At 44.1% G+C, this 23,793-nt stretch carries 25 protein-coding genes; 18 read left to right on the forward strand and 7 right to left on the reverse strand.

Annotated features, from left to right (window positions below):
* Positions 1–174 precede the first annotated feature (174 nt).
* The gene (locus B9T16_RS03995; RefSeq protein ID WP_410244149.1) at positions 175–1,980 is read right to left on the reverse strand and encodes an FAD-dependent oxidoreductase; all 1,806 of its coding nucleotides are present in this window, start codon (positions 1,978–1,980) and stop codon (positions 175–177) included.
* Between the two features lie 77 nt (positions 1,981–2,057).
* On the opposite strand from B9T16_RS03995, the gene B9T16_RS04000 reads away from it, so the two are divergent.
* Both B9T16_RS04000 and B9T16_RS04005 read left to right on the forward strand, forming a co-directional pair.
* Positions 2,058–3,623: an SLBB domain-containing protein gene (locus B9T16_RS04000; protein ID WP_014274728.1), complete on the forward strand. Its 1,566-nt coding sequence runs from the start codon at positions 2,058–2,060 to the stop codon at positions 3,621–3,623.
* A 78-nt stretch (positions 3,624–3,701) separates the two neighbouring features.
* Positions 3,702–5,930 (forward strand): GumC family protein, encoded by a 2,229-nt coding sequence (locus tag B9T16_RS04005; protein WP_035736195.1) that lies wholly within the window; start codon positions 3,702–3,704, stop codon positions 5,928–5,930.
* Positions 5,931–6,320: 390 nt separating this feature from the next.
* On the opposite strand, the gene B9T16_RS04010 is transcribed toward B9T16_RS04005, so the two are convergent.
* Entirely contained in the window at positions 6,321–6,476 is a 156-nt protein-coding gene (locus tag B9T16_RS04010) for a hypothetical protein (protein ID WP_158307545.1), read from the reverse strand.
* A 358-nt stretch (positions 6,477–6,834) separates the two neighbouring features.
* A complete protein-coding gene (locus B9T16_RS04015; RefSeq protein ID WP_410244150.1) occupies positions 6,835–10,665 on the reverse strand; it encodes an EAL domain-containing protein in 3,831 nt (1,276 codons plus the stop codon).
* A gap of 591 nt (positions 10,666–11,256) precedes the next feature.
* Between B9T16_RS04015 and acnB the strand changes: the two genes are divergently transcribed.
* The 11 genes from acnB (at position 11,257) to B9T16_RS04070 (ending at position 18,291) form a co-directional block, all read left to right on the forward strand.
* Complete coding sequence (acnB, locus tag B9T16_RS04020) at positions 11,257–13,869, forward strand: bifunctional aconitate hydratase 2/2-methylisocitrate dehydratase (RefSeq protein WP_410244151.1); 2,613 nt, start codon at positions 11,257–11,259, stop codon at positions 13,867–13,869.
* A 161-nt stretch (positions 13,870–14,030) separates the two neighbouring features.
* Positions 14,031–14,384: an element excision factor XisH family protein gene (locus B9T16_RS04025; protein ID WP_410244158.1), complete on the forward strand. Its 354-nt coding sequence runs from the start codon at positions 14,031–14,033 to the stop codon at positions 14,382–14,384.
* Positions 14,372–14,614 carry an element excision factor XisI family protein gene (locus tag B9T16_RS04030; RefSeq protein ID WP_410244152.1) on the forward strand — a complete coding sequence of 81 codons (243 nt, stop codon included), beginning with the start codon at positions 14,372–14,374 and terminating at the stop codon, positions 14,612–14,614. The genes B9T16_RS04025 and B9T16_RS04030 overlap by 13 nt, the downstream gene beginning before the upstream one ends.
* A 40-nt stretch (positions 14,615–14,654) precedes the next feature.
* On the forward strand, positions 14,655–14,816 hold the full coding sequence (locus B9T16_RS04035) for an element excision factor XisI family protein (RefSeq protein ID WP_410244159.1): 162 nt from the start codon (positions 14,655–14,657) through the stop codon (positions 14,814–14,816).
* A 71-nt stretch (positions 14,817–14,887) separates the two neighbouring features.
* Entirely contained in the window at positions 14,888–15,202 is a 315-nt protein-coding gene (locus B9T16_RS04040) for a DUF2442 domain-containing protein (RefSeq protein WP_006616344.1), read from the forward strand.
* Positions 15,203–15,208: 6 nt separating this feature from the next.
* Positions 15,209–16,411, forward strand: a complete 1,203-nt coding sequence (locus tag B9T16_RS04045) for a hypothetical protein (RefSeq protein ID WP_006616345.1) — start codon at positions 15,209–15,211, stop codon at positions 16,409–16,411.
* 53 nt (positions 16,412–16,464) lie between these two features.
* Positions 16,465–16,626 carry a hypothetical protein gene (locus tag B9T16_RS04050; protein WP_410244153.1) on the forward strand — a complete coding sequence of 54 codons (162 nt, stop codon included), beginning with the start codon at positions 16,465–16,467 and terminating at the stop codon, positions 16,624–16,626.
* 25 nt (positions 16,627–16,651) lie between these two features.
* Positions 16,652–17,122 carry a DUF29 domain-containing protein gene (locus tag B9T16_RS04055; protein ID WP_410222888.1) on the forward strand — a complete coding sequence of 157 codons (471 nt, stop codon included), beginning with the start codon at positions 16,652–16,654 and terminating at the stop codon, positions 17,120–17,122.
* Between the two features lie 45 nt (positions 17,123–17,167).
* Positions 17,168–17,374 (forward strand): hypothetical protein, encoded by a 207-nt coding sequence (locus B9T16_RS04060; RefSeq protein ID WP_014274734.1) that lies wholly within the window; start codon positions 17,168–17,170, stop codon positions 17,372–17,374.
* Positions 17,371–17,796 carry a type II toxin-antitoxin system VapC family toxin gene (locus tag B9T16_RS04065; RefSeq protein ID WP_006616391.1) on the forward strand — a complete coding sequence of 142 codons (426 nt, stop codon included), beginning with the start codon at positions 17,371–17,373 and terminating at the stop codon, positions 17,794–17,796. Before B9T16_RS04060 ends, B9T16_RS04065 begins: the two co-directional genes overlap by 4 nt.
* Before the next feature lie 24 nt (positions 17,797–17,820).
* Entirely contained in the window at positions 17,821–18,291 is a 471-nt protein-coding gene (locus B9T16_RS04070) for a DUF29 domain-containing protein (RefSeq protein WP_035736242.1), read from the forward strand.
* Here the strand turns inward: B9T16_RS04070 and B9T16_RS04075 are convergent.
* Positions 18,247–18,423, reverse strand: a complete 177-nt coding sequence (locus B9T16_RS04075; protein ID WP_161783013.1) for a hypothetical protein — start codon at positions 18,421–18,423, stop codon at positions 18,247–18,249. The two genes, B9T16_RS04070 and B9T16_RS04075, sit on opposite strands and share 45 nt — an antisense overlap.
* A 12-nt stretch (positions 18,424–18,435) precedes the next feature.
* On the opposite strand from B9T16_RS04075, the gene B9T16_RS04080 reads away from it, so the two are divergent.
* The 4 genes from B9T16_RS04080 (at position 18,436) to B9T16_RS04095 (ending at position 20,073) form a co-directional block, all read left to right on the forward strand.
* Positions 18,436–18,717, forward strand: coding sequence for an AAA family ATPase (locus tag B9T16_RS04080; protein ID WP_231852117.1), 282 nt, complete (start codon positions 18,436–18,438; stop codon positions 18,715–18,717).
* Positions 18,718–18,798: 81 nt separating this feature from the next.
* On the forward strand, positions 18,799–19,059 hold the full coding sequence (locus B9T16_RS04085) for a hypothetical protein (protein WP_006616394.1): 261 nt from the start codon (positions 18,799–18,801) through the stop codon (positions 19,057–19,059).
* A gap of 26 nt (positions 19,060–19,085) precedes the next feature.
* Positions 19,086–19,607, forward strand: a complete 522-nt coding sequence (locus B9T16_RS04090; RefSeq protein WP_410244154.1) for a hypothetical protein — start codon at positions 19,086–19,088, stop codon at positions 19,605–19,607.
* Positions 19,608–19,611: 4 nt separating this feature from the next.
* Complete coding sequence (locus B9T16_RS04095; protein WP_006616396.1) at positions 19,612–20,073, forward strand: hypothetical protein; 462 nt, start codon at positions 19,612–19,614, stop codon at positions 20,071–20,073.
* A gap of 216 nt (positions 20,074–20,289) precedes the next feature.
* Here B9T16_RS04095 and B9T16_RS04100 read toward each other — a convergent pair whose 3' ends face one another.
* Entirely contained in the window at positions 20,290–20,568 is a 279-nt protein-coding gene (locus B9T16_RS04100) for a response regulator transcription factor (protein WP_410244155.1), read from the reverse strand.
* A 132-nt stretch (positions 20,569–20,700) separates the two neighbouring features.
* Here B9T16_RS04100 and B9T16_RS04105 point away from each other — a divergent pair, with 132 nt between their 5' ends.
* On the forward strand, positions 20,701–22,158 hold the full coding sequence (locus tag B9T16_RS04105; RefSeq protein ID WP_410244156.1) for a recombinase: 1,458 nt from the start codon (positions 20,701–20,703) through the stop codon (positions 22,156–22,158).
* A gap of 958 nt (positions 22,159–23,116) precedes the next feature.
* Here the strand turns inward: B9T16_RS04105 and B9T16_RS04110 are convergent.
* Complete coding sequence (locus B9T16_RS04110) at positions 23,117–23,467, reverse strand: hypothetical protein (protein ID WP_014274304.1); 351 nt, start codon at positions 23,465–23,467, stop codon at positions 23,117–23,119.
* Positions 23,460–23,744, reverse strand: a complete 285-nt coding sequence (locus B9T16_RS04115) for a hypothetical protein (protein ID WP_410244157.1) — start codon at positions 23,742–23,744, stop codon at positions 23,460–23,462. Before B9T16_RS04115 ends, B9T16_RS04110 begins: the two co-directional genes overlap by 8 nt.
* Positions 23,745–23,793 lie beyond the last annotated feature (49 nt).

A 23,793-nucleotide genomic window follows, 5' to 3' on the forward strand; every position in this document is an offset into this window, starting at 1 on the left:
AGGGGTTGACAGCTCTCGGACAGTCATGATAATATGAAAAAAGTATAGGTTACAATATAAGTCTGTTAACTTTTTAAAAAAATGTCAATATTCCTATTATTATATAGACTACCACGGGGATATCGCTTTTGTCAACCCCCCAGTCATAAAAGGCGATTTTTTTTGTTACAAAACTTAACATAACTCTTTGATGACTTCGACGAGTAGCCAGCGACCGGCGGAGTTGTGTCGTCCGCAAACAGTGATGGGGGTAGCGGTAGGGATGGTTTGTAATTGTTGATTGATGTGTGGGTGGAGGGTGACGAGACTCCAGACCTGACCGAGGAGTGAGTGAGGTTGAGAGAGGGTGAGGGTATATTCTTGGTCTGGGTGGCGGTGAAATTGTCCGCTAAATTCAGATAGTGAGGGTGATATGAATTGGGGAGGGTTGGGGGAGGGTTGGGGAATTTCGCCAGTTATGGGATAGGCTTGTGGGTGGTCTAAATAGTATTGCTGCCATTTTAGCCAATCGGGGCGATCGCCTGTAAGGTTAAACAGGGGAATAATGGCGGCGGGGGCTATGGGGTCAGTTAATAGTGCTTGTTGAAGCGATCGCACTGATAGCATTCGGGGAGATATGCGCTGTTGGACAGATAAAGCCGCAGCCATTCCCGCCGCCTGTCCGATACCCAAAACCACAGGTTGTAGACGGGTAGCGCCATTAGCGATATGGGAAACGGAAATATTTTTCTCAGCGACAATTAAGCCTTCTGTAGTTTCTGGAATTAGGGCACTATAGGGGATAGTAAAGGGGCTTCCGGTCCAGCGACCTCCCCAGCGCAGTAGTTTAAGTTTAACTGGTAGTAACCCGGCGCTGTAGTGATGATCATTGGGATAATTACCAATGGCGATCGCCTCACATTGTCCATTGTGGTCTATAGGTAAGGGGGCGACGCGACCTTCTGAGATAGGTAAAATATGATTTTCTGTAATAGTTTGGACTCCACACAGGCGGCGACTTTCGCGGTAGTAGGGGTGAATAGCAAAAGCGCCCAGTTGCTGAGGAGTTAAGCCTAGGTCAGTTTTCCAAGCTGATAGAGTATGGGGAAATATGTTCTCAGCCAAGCCGTAGCGCCTTCCTAGGTGCTGTTGAATAAAGGCGGCGAAATTTAAACTATGCTGTAGACTTTCCCGCCAGAATGCCTGTTTTTGTGGGGCTGAAGCCATCAAACGATTTAATCCTACTCCGTAATCATTACCTTTATGGGGCCAGTTAATCATAATTAACCCCCCAGGTAGGCGACCATAGTTGAGGAATTGTTGGGGGTCGTAACCATCCCAAGCCCCCTGAAATTTGCTAAAATCTGCTTCTGGGGTAGGTTTAATGGCTGGGGCTTCTGTGCCAAAATCTTGTAATAAGACTACCCAGGTGGGATCTTGTACTGGACAATTATCCGTAAATTGGTTACGTTTAATGGGAGCGCTAGGTTCAAGCCATTGCTGTTGCCATTCCCAACCCCAGCGATAGGGAATTTCAGCTTGAGCTAAAATATCCCCTAATTCTGTGGCATCAATGGTAACTTGGGCATTAATGGTAAAATCTTTGAATCTGACCCCAGTAATGCGATCGCCTTTCCGCAATACTTCTAGGGGTGCATATCCAGAAATCCAATGTAGATTTTTTGGGGATTTTACCCAGTCTGACCAAATTTGCGCCCCTATGCGGGGGTCATAATTAAAAAAGCTAACCCATCCCCAGTCTAAACCAGTGGGTTGTTTTTGTCTAAGTTCTCTTAAAAAAGCACCCCATAAACCTGTCTGAAAGGCTACTAATTCGTTACCGTCTGGTGCAGCTACTCCGGCGGAGGTTAACATTCCTCCTAACCAGGAAAATTCACTGACTAAAATAGTATGAGCGCCACGACGGGCACTCTGGAGGGCGGCGGCGGTTCCCCCTGTACCTCCACCAACTACTAAAACATCTGTGTTCAATTGTTCCATGAATCCCGGCAACTGTCAATCACAAAATATATTTATAACACAATTCGGCGATTCTGAAAATAGGCGGATAATTTTAAATGCACAATATCATCAAACATAAAATCCTCAAAAACGGGTTTATTTATAAAACCGAAAACCTCTATTTTTTCCTGTTCAAAGTCTCCGGTGTTTGTTTAACCTTGCTGTTGATGCCTCTCCCAGCTTGGGGGCAGTTTTTACCACCGCCACCCATGCCGACAATTAATAATGGGTCTAATAATAATGGGTCTAGTAATTTGTCTCCTGTGTTATCTGGGGAATATATTTTAGGGTCGGGTGATAGCATAGAAATTGATATTTTTAATGTGCCGGAATATAGTGGGGAAAGAGGCCGTCATCAGGTGTCAGTAGATGGAACTTTAAACCTCCCGTTAATTGGGAGAGTGGCGGTTCAGGGAATGACGATAGAGCAAGTTTCTGACCTGCTAAAAGAACGATATGGGGAATATTTACAAAGACCACTGATCACGGTAAAATTATGGGAGAGGAGACCTGTTCAAGTGGCGATCGCCGGAGAAGTTAAAAGACCCGGTTCTTATACAGTATCGGGTAATTCCCAGCCGCAAAATATGGGGGGTGTTTCTAGTGCTGCTACAGTAACGGGGGTTTTGCGAATGGCTGGGGGAATAACTACTAGCGCCGATATTCGCCAGGTAAAAATCCGTCGTCCTGGGGTGGGAGGTGAGGAGACTATTGTTAATCTTGATTTGTGGGAACTTCTCCAAAATGGTGATCTGAGTCAAGATCTAGCCCTGAGAGATGGAGATAGGATATATATTCCGACTGTTACAAATATTAATCGCCACGAAGCGCGTCAGTTATCTAGTGCTAATTTTGCTAGTAATGCTGACGGACCGATTAATGTGGCGGTGGTGGGGGAGGTGAACCGACCGGGAACCCATATCCTTAGCATTGACACCATGGCTGCGACTGAGGGGGAAAATGTATCGGAGTTGCGAGGTATAGCTGGAGTTGATTTGGTTGGGGTGTTTACAGTCACCAGGGCTATTAAAGTGGCGGGAGGAATTACGCCGGAAGCAGATATTCGACAAATTCGGGTGCGGCGCATTAGTCGCACCGGGACGGAACAAACTGTTATAGTTGACCTATGGCAACTTCTACAAGAGGGGGATCTCCAGGAGGATATTACTTTACAGGGAGGGGATACAATTATTGTGCCTAAAGCCCAGGCTGTAGATGCTACAGTTTCTGGTAATGTGGCAACAGCTAGTTTTTCTCCGGGTATAATGCGTGTTAGTGTGGTGGGGGAGGTTCTACAGCCGGGGACAATTACGGTGCCGCCTAATAGTTCCCTAAATCAGGTGATTCTGGCGGCGGGGGGTTTGAAACGGGGTCAGGCTGACTCCAATGGGGTAGAACTAATCCGTATATCTCCGGATGGGACTGTTTCTCGAAGGGTGATCTCGGTTAATCTATCGGATGATGTGAATGAGGCTAATAATCCGGTTCTGAGAAATAACGATGTAGTTATGGTGAACCGTTCAGGGGGTGCGGCTTTTCGGGAGGGTGTGGGTACGGTTGTCAATACTTTAAGTCCGATTAATAATGTTTTGGGTTTTCTGCGGTTTATAAGTATCTTTTAGGGCTGGGTTTTTCAGACTGTGAAAAACTCATTTTATAATTAGTTAGCGCACCTAAATAGTAAAGGTTAAAGTAGCATCATGAAGAAGGCTAGACGTTCTCAGTTATCGATGATTTATACTCGGAGTTCACCTAGGGGAGGGATGGAATTTTCCCCCTGGTATCCGGGAGATTTGGAAGCGAGAAATGTTGAGATAATGACGGCTAAACAGAGGGGAATATTTGGGAAAATTGCGGATCTGTTTTTTCGTCGGTGGTTGGTGGTTTTGGGTGTGGCTGCGACAACAGTAACGGGGGTTTATTGGTGGACGGTTGAACAATTACCTGAGTATAGAGGGACGTTTCAACTGTTAATAAGTTCCTCAGATGAACTGGGGGGGTTAGACGAAGCATCTCAGTTGAAAATGCTAAAAAGTCCCCAGGTGATGGCTGATATTTTGGAGAATATTCAAAGTCGCTACCCGGAAGTTGATTATCGGTTTCTATTTAATGATAACTCTGGGAGTCCCTTGGAATTGCAAATGCTAGAGGGTACTAAGATTTTAGAGGTGAGTTACCAAGATAGTGAACCGCAAAAGATTAAGTTTATTCTGGAGGCGATCGCTTCGGGATATCTGGAATATCATCGGGGGTTACAACGTCCGTCGGAAACTAGCCAAAAGCTGGAGATGATTAACCAGAAAATTAATCCCCTAGTGACCCAGGTAAATAACCTCAAACGAGAAATTGTGAATCTTCAGCAGGAACATCTGATGATTACGCCGGAAGTTACCAGTCGTCAAATAAGCGATCGCTTAGGGATGATAGAAACGGAAAGACTACAAACCCAAACCCAACTCCAAGAGGAAAATTCTCGGTATTTAACTCTACAACAACAGCTAGGACTGGACCCCCAACAGGCGATGATGGCTTCGGCTTTAACAAATTCTCCTCGCTATCAAACCCTACTACAAAAACTCTTGGCTGTGGAAACAGAGGTAGCTGTAGAGTCGGCTAGGTTTAAGGAAACATCCCCACAAATTCAATCTTTGTTAGACCAACGCAATCATTTATTACCATTACTCCAAGAAGAGGCGGTGCGGGTTTTGGGTCAAGATTTAACTACCGTAGACCCCAGTATTTTAAGCCACCAAGACTCGCTGCGAATGGGATTAATTCAGCAGATGATGGTAACAGCCCATCAGATAGAAATGCTACAGGTACGCGATCGCGTTTTACAAACAGCAGCGACCAGTTTACAAGAATACTCTCAAAGTTTACCGGAAGTCATCCGGCGCTACAAGGACTTAAATCAGGATCTAGAAACCGCTACCACCCGACTAAATGGCTTATCGGATCGCCAGGCGGAACTAGAATTAACTATAGAACCGCCTATTAGATCCTGGCAATTAATCGCCCCCCCGATGATTCCTCGCCTACCAGCCGGACAACTAGAGACGGTTTCGCCGAATATTCCCCTAAATCTGGCTTGGGGAGGATTAGCGGGTTTAGGCCTGGGAATGATTATAGCTCAATTGGTCGATCGCCTTAATAATGTGTTCCACAACAGCGAAGAAATAGCCGAGAATACTCCCATTCCCCTGTTAGGGGTAATTCCAGCCAGCGATGATGCTTTGATGCTTCCGGCTAATTCTCGCTTGACTGGGGAGAGCGATGTTTTACCAAATTTGTCGATGGTCCCCTGTTCTGTGTTTCACGAGGCTTTCCGATCACTTACGGCTAATTTACGCCAATTGGCTACGGAATCACCAATCAACTCCTGTGTGATTAGTTCCGCACGACCTGCAGATGGTAAGTCTACTGTAGCCCTAAATTTAGCGATTGGGGCGGCGGCGATGGGTCAGCGGGTGTTATTGGTAGATGCTGATTTGCGTAACCCCCGTATTCATTCGATGTTGGGGGTGTCTAATTTACAGGGTCTCAGTGATGCGATCGCTGGTAATATGGAGATCGAGAGTTTGATTAGGCGATCGCCATCGGACGAAAATCTGTTTGTTTTAACTTCTGGTCCTTTACCAGTTGACCCGACTCGAATGCTGGCTTCCGCGCGAATGCAGCAAGTTATGGCTGAACTTCGACAACAGTTTGATTTAGTTGTCTATGATACTGCTCCCCTGTTGGGTTTAGCTGACGCTAATTTGCTGGCTTCCCACACCAATGGGTTGATGATGGTGGTGGGGTTGGGAAAAACTGATCGATCAGCTTTTGGTCTGGCTATGCGAGAGTTGGAAATGGCTGGAGTCCCCATTTTGGGTATGGTTGCTAATGGCGATCGTCAGGAAACTAATTATTATTACAGTCAACGCTAAAGTTCAACTATCCGGGGAAGCTACTACTGCACAAAATGTCGTTTTTGTCAAGACCCCCAAAAATAGCCCCCTGATTTTACCCAAAAACTCGTGAATCGCAAATTTAATATTTTGGTCAGAGAATAAATTTTTGGGCGATAGAATGCGGGTTGTAGCCTCTGTTTTTGAATCAAGGCATAGTAACCCCTTGGGTGCGATTTATTTGAGGATACCACAACCCCTATAATCTCGTCAACTATTTGCGAGGGATTTTCAACAAAATCGTAACAATTCTTAACAATATTTTGCGATTCAAATTTATCTCCCCAGACAAATTAGCAAAACTTATGTTATGGGCAGGATTTTGATGAGTATCTTCACGGTTGTAGACCATCATCAACGGAGGGTAAATTAACCGTAAAAGAAGCGTGATTTTTCGCTAGAATATGCGATCGCAGAGTTAAGCATCAATTGAGTAGCTTCTTCAGCAGGTAAAGCCTTAGAAAACAAATTATTATTTATTACCGTCAACCCTGAAGTTGAACTACCCGGAAAACGTCTACGCACAAAATGTCGTTTTTGTCAACACCTCTAAAAAAGGCCTTCTGATTTTACCCAAAAACTCGTGAATCGCAAATTTAATATTTTGGTCAGAGAATAAATTTTTGGGCGATAGAATGCGGGTTGTAGCCTCTGTTTTTGAATCAAGGCATAGTAACCCCTTGAGTGCGATTTATTTGAGGATACCACAACCCCTATAATCTCGTCAACTATTTGCGAGGGATTTTCAACAAAATCGTAACAATTCTTAACAATATTTTGCGATTCAAATTTATCTCCCCAGACAAATTAGCAAAACTTATGTTATGGGCAGGATTTTGATGAGTATCTTCACGGTTGTAGACCATCATCAACGGAGGGTAAATTAACCGTAAAAGAAGCGTGATTTTTCGCTAGAATATGCGATCGCAGAGTTAAGCATCAATTGAGTAGCTTCTTCAGCAGGTAAAGGTTTAGAAAACAAATAACCCTGACCATAATCACAGCCAAGATGGTGCAAAAACTGCATCTGTTGTCGAGTCTCAATACCTTCGGCGGTAACTTCTAGCCCCAAGTTATGAGCGAGGGAAATAATAGCCTTGATAATTTGCTGAGGCTGATTGTATTTATCGATATAATGACTTGGTTCTTCCTGTAATCGCTGTACAAATGATTGGTCGATTTTCAAACTTTTAAGTGGTAATTGATGCAGATAACTCAAAGAGGAGTATCCCGTCCCAAAATCATCAATAGCTAGGTGAATTTTGCGTGCTTTTAGTTGTGCTAAAGCAATCAAAGCCGTCTCGAAGTTCTCAACTAACATACTTTCGGTAATTTCCAGTTTGATGCTTTTCGGGTCGCAATTAGTTCTGGCTAAGATAGCATCAATTTGTTCTATAAAATTAAGCTGATTGAGTTGCTTACCAGACAAATTGACACTGATAGTTAAGGTAGAATAAACGGATTGGGGAGACCTATCCCAGCTTTGAAGTTGTTGTTTCCAACTACTAAGCTGACGGCAGGATTCTTCTAAGACCCAAGCGCCTAAAGGAACAATTAATCCGGTCTCTTCAGCTACGGGGATAAATTCAGCAGGTGACACTAATCCTCGGCGGGGATGTCTCCATCGCACCAAGGCTTCAAAACCGACTATCCTACCAGTAATTAAACAGACAATTGGCTGATAGTGAATGATAAAGTCATTTAAACTGGGGAGTTGATTAGGCATGACAGATACATCAGAGATGGCTGAGGCTAACGGGTTGGACTCTGAGCTAGAGATGTGATGGGGTGTAAGATTAAGTTGCTGATATCCAAATATGGCTTTACGCAAATCAGTTTCTAATTGCAGAAGGGCGAGGGTTTGGGTGTGCATTGATAAATCAAAAACTTCTGATCGCGCCTTTCCCTGTTCTTTAGCATGATACATAGCGATATCTGCATCCCGGAGAAAATCTTCAGGATTGTTGTATAATAAACAGTGATAGTTGTCGGTGTCTGCTGATTTTTTCAAGGCGTATCCGCGACTGGGTACAATACCAATACTAGCAGTGGTAAAAATTTCATGACCTTGGATATAGAAAGGCTGGCTGAGTTCTTGATGAATTTTTCCGGCTAATTCTAAGGCTTGTTGGGGGTCGGAAATGTGATCTATCAAAATGGTAAACTCATCCCCCCCTAATCTGGCGATGGTATCCCCAGGGTTGGTAACACAGACTTCTAGGCGATGAGCAATTTCTATGAGCAAGAAATCACCGATGATATGACCTAAACTGTCGTTGACAACTTTGAAGCGATCTAGATCCAAAAATAGAACCGCAAATTGATAATTAGAATCCTGTTTAGAACGCCGTAAGGCTTCGGAGAGTTTTTGGTTAAATAAACTGCGGTTAGGGAGTTCAGTTAAAGGGTCATAAAAGGCGGCGTGGAGTAGTTGGGCTTGGGCTTGTTTGCGATCGCTAATATCGCGGATAATGATTTGAATGGCATCACGACCATGATAATTAGTGGGAATTCCGGCAATTTCCACATCAATCATTTTGGCATCTAAGCGGATTAATTGTTGTTCAAAAAGACCCACAGATTGACGGTGTGACTCTCCGGGTAATTTTTGGTTGAGAATAACTGCGGTCTGGTCATAATCGAGAAAATCATAAATGGAACGACCGATGATATCTTCGGGTTTTTCAGCCCCGAACAATTGCCACCCGGCGCGGTTAATATAAACAATTTGGTCATCGCAGTAAATAGCAATGGTGTCGGGGGAGAGTTCTACTAACATCCGATAGCGTTCTTCACTTTCTCGCAAGGCTTGTTCAGCTTCTCGTTGTCGCTGTTCAATTTCTTGGGCGGCGAGGAAGTCTCCTAAACCCTGTGCCATCAATTCAATAATTTCGCGATCTTCTGATTTAAAGGGTACAGTTCTCTGTGGTTGGTGAACAAAACTCAGTACCCCATAAATGCGATCGCCTACCCAAATGGGAGTACCGATATAAGATTCTAATGTAAGTGTCTGGTAGGCTTGGACTTGACTCCATTCCGGGTCAAGACCGACTTGGGTTTGGGTAACGGTTTCCTGAGTGTGATATGGTTTAGCACAAAAGGTGTCGGCGATGTTCGCAGTTTGACCGATGGTAAATAAGTCGGAGTGAGGATAAACAAATTCTAAGCTATAGACTCCGGCGGAGATTTTACCAATTAAACCTGTTGACATTTGCAGCAATTCACATCCGGTCTGTAGATAGTCTTGAAACCTGTCTTCTAGGCTAGGATAAAGACGGGTAGTAATGCGATGTAGTTGTTTAAGTTTGCTGCTAAACTGCGCCAGGGCTTGGGATTTCGATAATAGGGTAACTTCCGCCTGTTTGCGATCGCTAATATCGGTTTGAATGCCTATAAAATGGGTGAGAAAGCCTTGACTGTTGTAGACGGGAGAAATTGACAATTCATTCCAAAAACTGCTACCGTCTGGGCGATAGTTTTGTAATTCAATATTACATTCTCTGCCCTGTTCAATGGCATTTCGTAACTCCGCCAAGGCTTTGGGGTCACTGTCTTTACCCTGAAGAAATCGACAATTGCGACCAATGACCTGATGGCGAGAATATCCGGTAATTTTCTCAAAGCCTGAGTTAGCAAAAATCACCCGGTTGTCTGAGTCGGTAGCATCGGTAATAATAATGCCATTGCGACTGCTGTTTATGGCTCGTTCCATCAATTGTAGCCGTTCATCAGCCCGCTGTCTCTCGATCGCCGTGGCGAGAATGTGAGCGATCGCCTCTAAAAAATGTACTTCATTTAAGGTAAAGTTATGAGGTCGGCGGGTATGTACACTCAACACCCCCCAAGGCTTGGAGTTAGCCCCTTTGGGTCCGGGAATAATCACACTCAAACCGCTGACAATTTTGTGGTTGTGTAGCAGAGGGGTTCCAGGGAAACGAGTTTCTACTCGCAGATCCTGAACGATGACGGCTTCACCCTGTTGGAGAGTGTAACCCGCCTGGGAATTAGGGGAGGCAGTAATTTGAGCAGACCCCACTAGCCCTGGTCGCCAACCGATACCCGAACGTAGTAAAAAAGCCTGATGATTGGGTAGTAATTCCAAAACCATGCAGCGATTAATTTTTAATGTTTCCTTGACCTGAGTAATCAATTTCCCGATCAGAGAGTCAAGGTCAGGGCTGGTGAGAGCAATTTGTCCAAATTTGGCGACGGCGGCTTGATAACTAGCCTCATTGTCTAGCTGCTTTTGGTTGGGGCGGCTTAGATGAGTGTTAATGTGTGAGAAAATTGTCAGAATTACGGGTTCAGGGGTTAAAGGTAGCGATCGCATAGATAGGCATACCCAAGCAGTCCGCCGATCTGACAGGCGGATTTGAATTTCCACCGAGTCTATGACATTGCCTTGCTCAAACTGTTCCCGAATCTGCTGATAATGGTTAATTGATGTATAAATGAAGGATTCTTGATGTCCGATGAGATTTTCTCTTGACCCCTGCCATATTTCTAGCAAAGCTGTGTTACAATAGATAATGATGCCATCACCGTCACTCACCATGGCTGGTTGAGGTAGAGACTCGACCAGCATTGACATAATTTTTTGAGGGGTTTGTGACACTTTCTCACTCTCCGAGGAAAATTCTGTGTGATGGCGATCGCTCTGTCCCTTGGGGTCTATAAATTGATCTTGACACGCTTTTTGATGTTGGCCAGCCACTTTGGGAGTCCTGAAAATTATTGAATCAACAACTGCAACCGTAATAGCTTGTGATTACCGAGCAGATGCCCATGTAGTCTAATGCTTCCTATATTACACTATAATTTTACTATTTTTCTAGCAAATACACCTAGATAGTTAGACAAATTTACTAAATTTTAACAGATTGGGGATCAATAGCCAATCTATATAATCAAAGTTAATATACAGATAATCTGGGCGGTAATTGTAGTATAATATTAGTCTACTAGCGTTCATAAATTGTAGTGGCAGCTTCCGGTTCAGGCAAATTCTTCTCGGCAATTTGTAGGGTATTTTCTGCTGCTGAAAATCACCGGACCAAGAAGGTGATGAGAAGTGGAGGCAGCCGAAATAGGGAAATGTTGCCTAAAATACAGTTTTATGTGACTCGATATTATGTGGCTAATCTAGTTTCCAATGGAGCCCAGCGGTAAAATGAAATTATTGATGGTCAAAGGGGGGAGGGGGAAACCATGAGATGGAATCAGAAGGATAATGGGTCAATTATCTAGCCATTTTTGATGGATTCTAGGTAGCATAAAATAATCAAACGACAAGGAGAACAGAAGAATGATAGAAGCGTATCGTCAACAGGCCGCCGAACGCGCCCAACAGGGAATTCCCCCATTACCCCTAACTGCGGAGCAAACCTCAGAACTGTGCGAACTGCTGAAAAACCCACCGTCGGGGGAAAAAGAGTTTCTGATGGAACTATTGCGCGATCGCATTCCCCCCGGAGTAGATGAAGCGGCTTATGTGAAAGCGGGATTTCTGACAGCGATCGCCAAACGGGAAATCAGCAGTCCCCTCATCTGTCCCCAAGGAGCGATCGACCTACTAGGTACAATGGTAGGGGGGTATAACGTGCAATCCCTGGTAAGTTTCCTCAAGTCTTCCGACTCCAATATTGCCAGCGAAGCCGCCAACGCCCTAAGCAAAATCACCCTAGTATTTGACGCATTCAACGACATTCTAGCCCTGTCAGATATCAACCCTTACGCCAAACAAGTCCTAGACGCTTGGGCTAACGCCGCCTGGTTCATTCGCAACCCGAAAGTCCCCAAAGCCATAACCGTCACCGTCTTCMAAGTCCCTGGGGAAACCAACACCGACGACCTTTCTCCCGCCMCCCACGCCACCACCCGACCAGACATCCCCCTGCACGCCCTAGCCATGCTAGAGTCAAGGATGCCCGAAGGTATACAAACCATCGCCCAACTCAAACAAAAAGGCTATCCTGTAGCTTATGTTGGGGATGTAGTGGGGACTGGTTCATCCCGCAAATCTGCCATTAACTCAGTCCTGTGGCATATTGGGGAAGATATCCCCTTTGTACCCAACAAACGGCGGGGAGGCTATATCCTAGGTGGAAAAATCGCCCCCATTTTCTTCAACACCGCCGAAGACTCCGGCGCATTCCCGATAGAATGTGATGTCAGCAAAATAGAAACCGGGGACGTGATTACCATTCACCCCTACAAAGGCGAAATTACCAACGAAGCCGGGGAGGTTATTTCCACCTTCACCCTAAAACCGGAAACTATCCTAGACGAAGTACGCGCCGGGGGTCGAATTCCCTTGTTAATTGGTCGCAGCCTGACCGACAAAACCCGCGAAGCAATGGGACTAACCCCCAGTGAACTTTTCGCCCGTCCTGCTATGCCAGAAGATACCGGAGTTGGCTTTACCCTAGCGCAAAAAATGGTTGGGAAAGCCTGCGGACTCCCCGGAGTCCGTCCAGGTACCTCCTGCGAACCGATAATGACCACCGTAGGTTCCCAAGACACTACCGGACCAATGACGCGGGATGAATTGAAGGAATTAGCTTGTTTAGGGTTTTCTGCTGACCTGACCATGCAGAGTTTCTGTCACACCGCAGCCTATCCGAAACCTGTGGATATCAAAACCCACAAGCAACTCCCGGACTTCTTTGCTACCCGTGGCGGTGTGGCTTTGCGTCCGGGAGATGGTATCATCCACTCCTGGCTAAACCGGATGCTGTTACCCGATACGGTGGGGACTGGTGGCGATTCTCATACCCGTTTCCCCTTGGGTATTTCTTTCCCGGCTGGTTCGGGTTTGGTGGCTTTTGCGGCGGCTTTGGGGGCGATGCCTTTGGATATGCCAGAATCGGTTTTGGTGCGCTTTAAGGGGCAATTACAGCCGGGTGTGACGTTGCGCGATATTGTTAATGCTATTCCCTGGGTGGCGATGCAGCAAGGTAAGCTGACCACAGGTAAGGAGAATAAGCAAAATGTCTTCAATGGCCGGATTATGGAGATGGAAGGTCTACCTGATTTGAAGGTGGAACAGGCTTTTGAGTTGACTGATGCTACTGCGGAACGTTCCTGTGCTGGCTGTACGATTAAGTTGGGAACTGAGACGATTTCTGAGTATTTGCGATCGAATGTTGCGCTAATGCGGAATATGATTGCTCGTGGATATCAGGATGCTCGGACTTTAACCCGTCGGATTGCTAAAATGGAACAATGGTTAGCTAATCCTGAGTTGATGGAAGCTGACCCAGATGCTGAGTATGCGGATATTCTTGAGGTCAATTTGGATGAGATCGTTGAACCTATTGTGGCGGCACCTAATGACCCTGATAATGTGAAACTGATGTCTGAGTGTGCGGGTGACAAAATCGATGAGGTGTTTATCGGTTCTTGTATGACTAATATCGGACATTATCGCGCTGCTGCTAAGGTGTTAGAAGGTGCGGGTCCGGTGAAGGTGCGTCTGTGGATTTGTCCGCCTACTCGTATGGATGAACAACAGCTTCGGGAAGAGGGGGTTTATGGTACTTTTGCGGCTGCTGGGGCGCGGACGGAAATGCCTGGATGTTCTCTATGTATGGGAAATCAAGCACGGGTGGAAGATAATACGACGGTATTTTCTACTTCGACTCGCAACTTTAATAACCGTATGGGTAAGGGGGCTCAGGTTTATCTGGGTTCGGCTGAATTGGCGGCGGTTTGTGCGCTGTTGGGTCGCATTCCTACGGTTGAGGAATATATGGAGATTATCACCCAGAAAATCGACCCGTTTGCGGGGGATCTTTACCGCTATTTGAATTTTGATCAAATTGCTGGGTTTGAAGATGAGGGTCGGGTGATTCCTATTGAGCAAATGCCGAAAATTGAGGATGTTTTGGGTATCCCGGCTGGTGCATTAAGCAACTAGCTTATCTAATGGTGGGGAGGCGATCGCGCCTTCCCGGCTTTGGTGTAGAATGGTGGGGAGGCGATCGCGCCTTCCCTGCACAGTGATAAAGAAAGACGATGCCAGCGAAGGATCTTTACCATGATGCTGTCAAAAATGCACGGATCAAGGACGGGTAGACGATTACTTTCGACCCATATTTCATCAAGTATGCAGAAGTCAAATTGATGGCAGATTTAGCTGGCAAAAAATCGATTTCCGCGACGAAAGGAGGGCGACAGATCGTCATCGAAGTGAAAAGTTTTATCGGGCGTTCTCCGATGGGCGAATTTGAGACGGCATTGGGTCAATATTTGATTTATCAAACCTTTCTTTCTGTCACCTATCCTGGAAGTCCCGTTTACTTGGCAGTTGGTCAAAGCATTTATGAAAATTTTTTTAAGCAGGTTGCGATCGAACTAATTTTGCAAAGATTTCAAGTTTTTATGTTAGTTGTTGATATTAAAAATGAGGAGATTGTAGAATGGATAAATTAGCCCATTATCAAAATATCATCAAAGACGTTCTGAGTCAATATGATAAGCTATCATCCCAAATCCCCGATCCAGACATCGATGAAATCCTGATATTTGACGATGAAAGAAGTCAATATAGCGATTCTCAGACTCATGAGGTAAAGCCCTCACCCCAAACCCCTCTCCCAGAAGGGAGAGGGGCTTTAAAAAGTACCTCACCAATCCACCGAACCGCTATATCTTTGGTTTAATGTAGGTTGGAAAAATAATCGGCGAGTGAATGCGGCTTCTGTGTATGTTCGGATCAAAAATGAGAAAATTTATATTGAGGAGGATTGGACGGAGGAGGGCATTGCAACTGAGTTGTTGAGGGAGGGTGTACCGAAGGAGGATATCGTGTTGGCGTTTCACGATCCGGAGACTCGCAAGTTGACCGAGTTTGCTGTAGCTTGAAATGCCAGCAATTAAGGATATTTTCTGATATATTTGTTTCAGTGCAAGGGAGTTGCGTAAAATAGAAGAAAATGTACAAGACAACCGATAGATTTTATGGGGGTTTTTACATGAATACTTCGGCGGTGAAAGATGTCTCGTTTGATGAGGATTCGATAAAAGTCTTTTTGATGGATGGCCGTGCAATTTCCGTCCCTTTAGTTTGGTATCCTAAGCTATACCATGCCACGCCAGAACAGCGAGATGCTTGGGAGATTTGCGGCGGTGGATATGGTTTGCATTGGGAAGAAATTGATGAAGATTTGAGTACAGAAGGGATGCTGCGGGGCGCTCCTGCGCCCAGGGTCAGAAAATCAACTAAGGTCTCGGCATCAAAATTTGGTTAAAAAGAAATGGAAATTACAGAGATTACTCGTCGCGATATTGTTGAAAACGTTGATTGGGAACAATATTCTTGGCACGGCAGATTACCTGAAATAGACTTCTTGAACCGGCTTTATACCCTCGAAAATTTACCCTCAACAGATTCTCGTTTTGAGAATGCACAAAGTGATATTTGGCAGCATCGTATAAACAATGATGATTGGGAAAATGACTGGATATTCTACGATGATCGTTTCAGGCTAAATGATTATCAGGATAGCAGTTATTTCCTAAACTTCTTGTGTGAAACCTTGCATCCCATCGTCAGACATTTTGATGAAGTTCAAAAAATCCTTGAAATTTACAATAAATATTTGATGCTTGATGGATGCAAGCTACTCCCACAAGAATATATATCAAGCCGACCAATTTTTCAATATATTCCGTGTGAAAAGTCCAGCATAATTCCGGCATCTCTAAAATTAGAATACCAGATAGATGAGTTAATTAGAGTCGTAGCTATAACGTTTGCAAACGAGGGCGATACGGACATTGTTGCCATTCTTGTAGATTCTGATCCATATATCGAACTCAACAATAAATCACAAGAAAAAATTCTCAAGCTAGAAGTCCCGCTATACATATATGGAAAATTTAAAGAACGTTCTAATATAGGTGATTATGAATCAAAAATACACGTTGTCGTCAAGGATATTGTCAATCGGACTTTTAATGAGAATGTTAATGGTGTAACAATTACACCAAAGCTTGAGAGCAAACCCGAATGGAGAAAAGATGCTTGGCAATGGTTATTTGGTGAATCCGGTAAAATCAACAATCAAGGTCGCGTCAGGTCAGACAACATAGCTTCGCGAAAATGTGATGGTCTTTTATTTCGTTCTCCTCCTGAGATCAATTTATATAAAGCATTACAAACCCAAGAAATTACCTTTGCTCCTCTACCAGTGTTTGTTCGAGGAGGTTGTAATAGAAAAAGAATTGAACCTGATTTCGTTATTGTTCGAGAAGGTGTTTTTATGATTGTTGAAGTAGATGGAGATACTTTCCACACAGAGTCACCAGCAAAAGCTCATGAAAGAACTGAGATGCTTCATGGAGAAGGAGTTTATGTTGAAAGGGTTCAAGCAAAAGACTGTATGACAGAGGAAAAAGCGATTGCTTGTGCCGAAAAGATTTTACAGAGATTGAAACAAATAAAACGTAGTCGATGATAGCATCATTTAACCACTTCATGGCCAATGGTTAGATTGATCGGGAAAATTTTGTGATCGCTTTTTCAACCCGTTTAATTTTTGATACGATCGCACCCCCGAAACCAACAGCCCAGAAGTACGATCGCACCCCCGAAACCAACAGCCCAGAAGTGCGATCGCACCCCCGAAACCAACAGCCCAGAAGTGCGATAGCCCAATCTTTCAGGCTATAATAAACTTGATTAAGTCACCAGAATTATGATACCATCGCCATCCCATATCAAACAGCTTTACGATCGAGACTATCTCCAATGGATGGAAGTGACGATCGCCCAGTTGCGATCGCGCCACTATAATGACGTAGATTGGGACAATTTAATCGAGGAAATCGAAGACATGGGACGGCGGGAACGCCACAGCCTTGAGAATAATTTGGTGGTGGTATTGCTGCATTTACTCAAGTGGGAATTTCAACCGAAATGGCGAACCGGAAGCTGGGAGGGGAGTATTATCGAACACCGTCGGCGTATCCGTCGGGCGTTAAAATCCTCTCCGAGTTGGCAGAATTATCTCGCCAGTGTCGTGGACGAATGTTATGCCAGTGCGCGAAAACAAGCGAGGGCGGAAACTCAGTTACCATTGGAGGTGTTTCCGGCGGCGTGTCCCTACGCGATCGCGGATATTTTAAAGGATGATTTTTTGCCGGGAGARGATGAGAACGGGAGATAAAGATTGGCGATCGCACTCAAAACAACCATTATATCATCCAAAAAAATGATCGAATCAGAAATTCTGAAAAAAATACAAGGTACATCGATAGAAGAGCGTATCCTGATTATTGAAGCCATTTTGAAAACGGTCAAAAAGGATATGCGATCGCGACAGCCTTCCTGCCAAGATCAACCCCTGCATGGGAAGGTGATTCACTATGACGATCCCTACCAACCCGTCGCAGCAGATGACTGGGAAGCATTGCTATGATCGTTCTAGACACTCATATCTGGATTTGGTGGGTGGATGAAAACCCCAAGTTATCTCCCCAAAACCAGGAGAGCATTCAAACCCATCAAAAAAGTGGTCTGGGGATCAGCATCATTTCTTGTTGGGAGGTTGCTCAATTAGTCGAGAAAAACCGATTGAGTTTTAGTTGTTCTGTCGATGAATGGCTAGAACTTGCTTTAAGCTATCCGGGAGTTCAAATTTTAGAACTGAGCCTTCCAATTATACTTCAATCAAGTCAATTGTCTGGATTTCATTCGGATCCTGCCGATCAAATTATCGTTGCCACAGCCAAAGTTTATGACACATTCTTACTCACTCAAGATCAAAAAATATTGAATTATTCTGAAGTCAAAACTTACACAAAGGGCGATCGAACTTCCGAAACTCAGAATCAACCTTAAACCCCGTATCGGCGATCATCGGATATGACGTTATCGAAACAGCAATTGACAACACTTTACTGCGAAGATTACGTCCTCTGGATTGAGGAGACATTGGAACAATTGCGCGATCGCAATTATGACCAAGTGGACTGGGAAAACTTGCTCGAAGAAATTGAGGATATGAGTAAGCGGGAACGCAGCAGTCTTCGCAGCAATTTGGCGATGACGCTATTGCACTTACTCAAGTGGGAATTTCAACCGGAGTTGCGGACGGGAAGTTGGGCGGGAAGTATCACCGAACATCGCACGCGAATTTTAGATATTTTGGAAGATTCGCCGAGTTTGAAGAATTACTTACCGGAGGCGATTTTGTGGGCGTATCCCCGGACACGACGACAGGGGAAGGACGAGACGGGGTTGCCGTTGGAGGTATTGCCGGCGGAGTGTCCCTACGCGATCGCGGATATTTTAAATGATGATTTTTTGCCGGGAGAGGATGAGAACGGGAGATAAAGATTGGCGATCGCACCCCCGAAACCAACAGCCCAGAAGTGCGATCGCACCATCTTTCCCGCTATAATTGGGATAATCTAGTCTGTGCATGAGCCGGGGAGAAGCGGAAATTTGATTATTCTCTGTACTCATAACGATGGCGGGGTGGGAAAAACCACGTTAGCCGTCCATATAGCGGGTGTCTTACTCAGTCGGGGATATAGCGTCCTTCTCGTTGATTGTGATGATCAAGCAGACCTTTGGCAATTCTTCACCAAAGGTAAAATACCCACACAGTCCAAAGATTCAGAAGACCTAGAAAATAGTAAACTGATTTGGGATAAAGATAAAGGGTCACTCAAAGGAAAAGCTAATCCTGCTTATTTCGATCATGTCGTTTTAGATATTGATACCCCTCTTCAAAATACAGTTCAGGTGATACTGTGAAACGATCCAGATTTAATTTTGGTTCCCATCAATAAGTCTCAAAAAAAGAAGGCTCTGCGTAATCTTCCGAGAACTCTAAAAGTGATCTCGAAACTCGAATCTAAAATCGGGTTTAACCCCAAAGTTATTATTGTACCTTTAGGTATACCAGCCGAATCAGTTGAGGATGTTGTATCCCGAATACCATCTGACGAAAAACCTCGAAACTGTCGAACTGCTTCCCAGATGCCAGATTTGCAAGATGAAATTCAAGATGCAATTTATGAAGAGTATCAATATATTTGGGATGATGAACAGCATCAAGAATTATACTCTTATTTTGCTGAGTTTATAGAGGATTAATTGTAGGAAAAATAGGAGCCAATACAATGGTTAAAAAAGATTCATCAAGCACGAGGATAGAAGATGAGGCGATCGCCCAAGGTACTCACAACTTTGAACACCTAAAAAACCAGGAAAATCACAGCATAAAATATCAGTTAACCGAATCAGAAATTAACAAAATAGTCGCGCTCTCCAAAGCGCTGAGGACTGGAACTCAACAGTTGCCAGATTGGGCGATCAGCTATATTCATTTTGTCAATCAGCAAATCCAAGCAGAACAAACACAATCCCAAAAAGACTTGGCAGAAAATTGGACAAAATGGAAACAAAAACAAATCCAAAACTATCGACATGATTTGAAGATTCAACAAGACAGGATCAGTCATCCAGCCCAACAGAGCAGATATCATCGATCGCTCGAACTAAATACAGAAATATCTGATAAACTGGAAGCATTGGGCATGAAAGAAAATATCGATGAATGTATTTTTCTGGGAATCAGTTTAATGTATGAAAATTTAATCCTAGGTGCAACTTTGCCGATTGTCAAGGACAAACAAGTTTAGGGATATGGATTATTTGGAAATAGGTGCTTTAGTTAATGGCATCATTGCTTCATCAGAAGCAGTCAAGCAAGACTTGGGGCGGCGTTTTGCTGCTCACCTCGGTTTGCATCCCGGTTCCCCAGGAAAGGATGGCGGAATTGATGGTTATGGGGTACTTGGTAACAAAAAAATATATTTTCAATGCAAACTTTATCGCATTCCTTTAGATGCTTCATTTACTGCGGATTTTTGTGGTAATTTGGTGATTCACAATGCAGATATTGGCATCATGTTATCGGGAGTTGGCTACACCCAAGGATATTCGGATCGTTTACAAGCATTTCACGATAATTTTCCGGGAAACATTCCAACTCACTTATTGAAACTCGAAGATATTTTTGCCGAAACTCCGGCTTGGAAAAAGGCTCAATTTGAGTTGCCAGAACTTCGAGATTTGAGCAATGGGGAATGGTCTAAAATTAGATGATATCTGCCTAGAAGGGTGAAACTCAACTCGGGTAACAAGGATCATGATACGATCGCCCCCCAGAAACCAACAGCCCAGAAGTGCGATCGCGGATTTTCCTACACTCTTTGGACTGGCGAGGAGTTGAACACCAAAATAAACGAAGCCTGGGGAATCAGGCGTTTCAAGCATTGCTGGTATGATATGCGATCGCCCTTCAAAAGAAAGCCTTACTTATCAGGAATTGAGCATACCATTTTGCATAGCCAGGATAACAGCCTGGGTGCGATCGCGCACATCCAACTTTTGCAGGATAGCGTGGACATGGACTCTGACGGTACCAGGTGAGATATAAAGGGCATCGGCAATTTCCTGGTTACTTTGGCCCTTAGCCATCAGAGCGAGAATTTCTTGCTCACGCTTTGTCAGAGGTGGCAGGTCAGAGGCGGTATTGTTAGACTCAGGACTCGAATCGGAGATCTCGAAAGCCGCTTGAATTTCTTTAGAGGCGATCACATCCCACCAGGTAGCGCCGGCAGCGACCGAGCGAATTGCCAGGACTAAAAGCGTCTACATAGCCTACAACCCCTATTCTACGGTTACTTAGGTGTTACTCAAAACCATAACAGAGTAACAAGTGAGTAAAAAATGAGTAACGCTACTGATACCCCTACAGTAGGGGGAAAGGGCAACTACGATGAGAGTTACGCTAGATTCTTGAAAGCCTATCAAGACTTTAAAGGGGAATGTCCCAAAGGAGTGACACTCAAACTACAAAAGACCGGGGCTAGGTACAACCTACTATTGCAGTTTAAGCAACCACCTACCGGGAAACGGCTACCCAAAACGGCTAATCTTGAGTGTACACCTCAAGGGGTGATAGACGGCGTTAGGAAAGCTAAGTTGGTATCAGAAGCCCTAGGGACTATCACTAGCGCTAGTGAATTTTGGGATTGGTACGATGCGACTATCTTAGGAAAGAACCAGATTGAGGATAATCTGATAACCTATCGGGAAATATTCCAACAACTAGAGGATGAGTATTTTGCGGGTTACAACCGCAACACAGGAAGGAAACGTTCTCGCGATATCGTAAGCGACTTAGCGTCTTACCATCAAACCAAGGGAGTATTTTTTGAGGACTTCCCCAATTGGGATGAATATCCTAGCTGGGAAAGTTTCAAGGCTATGCTGTACACTCCCTTACAGAATGGAGAACAATTAGTAGGCTCCAAAACCTTCAAGGAACGTTACTACATCTTAAAAGCCATAGCTGAGAAATCACCTAACAAAGACCATTTACTTAAAAAGCTTGAACCTATTGACCCCAAACAAACGCAATTCAAAAAGAAACAACGGATAGGCATCGATGCCTTTAAGGATTGGTGGTATAGCGCCAAACAAGAAGCCTATACTATTAAAAACCCTCGATGTCAATCATCTCGACATAACTGGTTATGGGTGACTGGTATGGCAGTAATGTACGGGYTRAGACCTACCGAGATAGCCGCYGCYGTTAATCTAACTAAGCCATTTGTAACTGAAGATGGCGTAATCATCAAAGCACTGTCAGACCCCGATAATCAAGACAATTACTTGGTGCTAGGTGACTATGTTTACTTTACTGACGCAGAAGGTCGAAAAGTGAGTATCAAAACAGGGGGAAGGATTGTTGCTCCAATTCCCAGTCCTGAAATGTTTAAACTTCTGGAATTGAAACGACCGTTATTGCCAGAATATAGTCCCAGAAAAGGCAGTAAAACCAGAACCATAATCGGAGGATTTGACACAAGTTTTACCGAAAAAATTGCCTCAATGAAATGCCCGGTAACTCAGAAATATGCCTTTCGTAGGCTGTACAACCTGTTAGGTGAAAAGTATGGACTACCTATTGAGTTGAGAGCGAGACTTATGGGACATAGCACAATCGTCAACGAGAGTAAATATAAAACAAAAGGGATTGACGCTACCTTAGAAGTTCTCGATGGATGCTCTAAGTTACCTATACCATTGGATGTAGCCATAGAACGGTTAACAGCGTTAGGGGTTGATATTGATAGCTCTGAAGCTAAATTATTCCTTGGAGTTATCTATCAGATAGATTAATCTAATCGTCAACCTTTCATAAATTAACACCCCTGGATTAAACCCTAGGGGTTATTTTATGGCTACAGATTGATGGATCCTGCTATGGTTTTGAGTAACACCTAAGTAACGGTAGAATAGGGGTTGTAGGCTATGTAGACGCTTGACTACCATCCAGAACCATTTAACTTAAACCCTTATCCTGACAGCGATAGCGGGTTATTGCTCAACCCCTATATCCTATCGAGTTACTCAGATATTACTCACAATCTAGTCCTAGCACAGGAAAATAATTCTGTCAATAGGTTGATTACTCAGTCAACAAGCATAACCTAGGGGAACTGTCAAATACCTACTATCTCCCCCCAACCAAACACCGATAGGGTAACTCTCTCGTGATACCCGTCAATGGCAAGCCTATCGGTTCGTTACGAACCATTGACTGCTATCACATCGGTCGCACCCCTAAGAGTGTTTGTTTCGGTTATGGGGGGAGGGTATGGCTCAAATTTCAAAACCCATAGGGGTAGTCAGGTTATTGGTGAAATATTGAGGAACCTACTCGCTACCAACAAAATGCGATCGCATTATCTAATCATCACCCCGCTGAATTCAGTTCACTACCAACATAACGCGTTTCAACTGGTGACTTGTTTGGGGATGGTAGCCACTACCCACATAATCCTAGACAATTGCTTTACCAGCGACATCGGTTATCCACATAATCCTCAGCAAGTCTCCAATTTTTGGTGGTAATCATCCCGTGCGGAACCCAGTACCCCTAATAGACGGGTTAAGGTTTTGGCTTAGGGTGTTTATTGTGGGTAAATTAGAGGCAAGCATTCATATAAACCATTTTCAGGCCTGAAAATACAGGCCTGAAAACGAAAAATATGAATGAACCCCTACAGTCAGAAACCATAGGGGGCCATTTAAGTTATTGAGTTAGGGTTAGCTGTTAGGTGTTAGGGTTTAGGGTTTAGTACAGGAAATGTCGTTTTGACACCTCCCCGCTAATCTTACACTTAGTAACCATAGCGTTAGCTACGTCTATTAACTTGTCTACAGTAACTTGGTCAGATTTTCCAACGTAGATGTGATGATTGACGCTACCATCCCACCCTTTGAGGTTCCAGTAGGTGAAACCATTAATTGAGACTTTTTTGCACAACGTAAATCGTTTACCATTAACCTCCACTGAAAAGGATTTATGGGTTTCTAGGTATTTAAACCATTCTAAAGAACCTACTTCGATACAGATATTACCATGACCTACCAGAAACCCTTTGTAAGACCCTGTTAGTGTGACTACCGGGAGTAGCTTAGGCATTAAAATCACCTCCCAGTAGGATATCGCTGTTATAGCCGTTAATGTTGAAATCAGAGGCAATAATGCCTGGTTGAGGTTGAGAGATAATTGGATACTGAGATTCTACCCATTTTTCGTGTACCATCATAAAATCAATAGCAGCGTTATGAGCTATTTCGGCTAATGTCACCCTAGTATCCTGATTGGAATAGGAGATATCTCGTGACATCATTTGAATGTAAATCTCCCTAGCCATTTCTGCAATAACCATCATTTTTTCTTGTTCAAACTCATTCATGGCTTTATTTCCTATTGATTAATTGAACTTGTGATCATCATTATCGGGG

This window comes from Arthrospira sp. PCC 8006 (genome assembly GCF_046480465.1).
GTDB lineage: Bacteria > Cyanobacteriota > Cyanobacteriia > Cyanobacteriales > Microcoleaceae > Limnospira > Limnospira platensis.

Coding starts and splice junctions, on each gene's coding strand:
- B9T16_RS03995 (WP_410244149.1), bottom strand. CDS start 1,980: ATGGAACAATTGAACACAGATGTTTTAGTAGTTGGTGGAGGTACAGGG.
- B9T16_RS04000 (WP_014274728.1), top strand. CDS start 2,058: ATGCACAATATCATCAAACATAAAATCCTCAAAAACGGGTTTATTTAT.
- B9T16_RS04005 (WP_035736195.1), top strand. CDS start 3,702: ATGAAGAAGGCTAGACGTTCTCAGTTATCGATGATTTATACTCGGAGT.
- B9T16_RS04030 (WP_410244152.1), top strand. CDS start 14,372: ATGGATAAATTAGCCCATTATCAAAATATCATCAAAGACGTTCTGAGT.
- B9T16_RS04040 (WP_006616344.1), top strand. CDS start 14,888: ATGTACAAGACAACCGATAGATTTTATGGGGGTTTTTACATGAATACT.
- B9T16_RS04045 (WP_006616345.1), top strand. CDS start 15,209: ATGGAAATTACAGAGATTACTCGTCGCGATATTGTTGAAAACGTTGAT.
- B9T16_RS04060 (WP_014274734.1), top strand. CDS start 17,168: ATGATCGAATCAGAAATTCTGAAAAAAATACAAGGTACATCGATAGAA.
- B9T16_RS04065 (WP_006616391.1), top strand. CDS start 17,371: ATGATCGTTCTAGACACTCATATCTGGATTTGGTGGGTGGATGAAAAC.
- B9T16_RS04070 (WP_035736242.1), top strand. CDS start 17,821: ATGACGTTATCGAAACAGCAATTGACAACACTTTACTGCGAAGATTAC.
- B9T16_RS04075 (WP_161783013.1), bottom strand. CDS start 18,423: ATGAGTACAGAGAATAATCAAATTTCCGCTTCTCCCCGGCTCATGCAC.
- B9T16_RS04090 (WP_410244154.1), top strand. CDS start 19,086: ATGGTTAAAAAAGATTCATCAAGCACGAGGATAGAAGATGAGGCGATC.
- B9T16_RS04095 (WP_006616396.1), top strand. CDS start 19,612: ATGGATTATTTGGAAATAGGTGCTTTAGTTAATGGCATCATTGCTTCA.
- B9T16_RS04110 (WP_014274304.1), bottom strand. CDS start 23,467: ATGCCTAAGCTACTCCCGGTAGTCACACTAACAGGGTCTTACAAAGGG.
- B9T16_RS04115 (WP_410244157.1), bottom strand. CDS start 23,744: ATGAATGAGTTTGAACAAGAAAAAATGATGGTTATTGCAGAAATGGCT.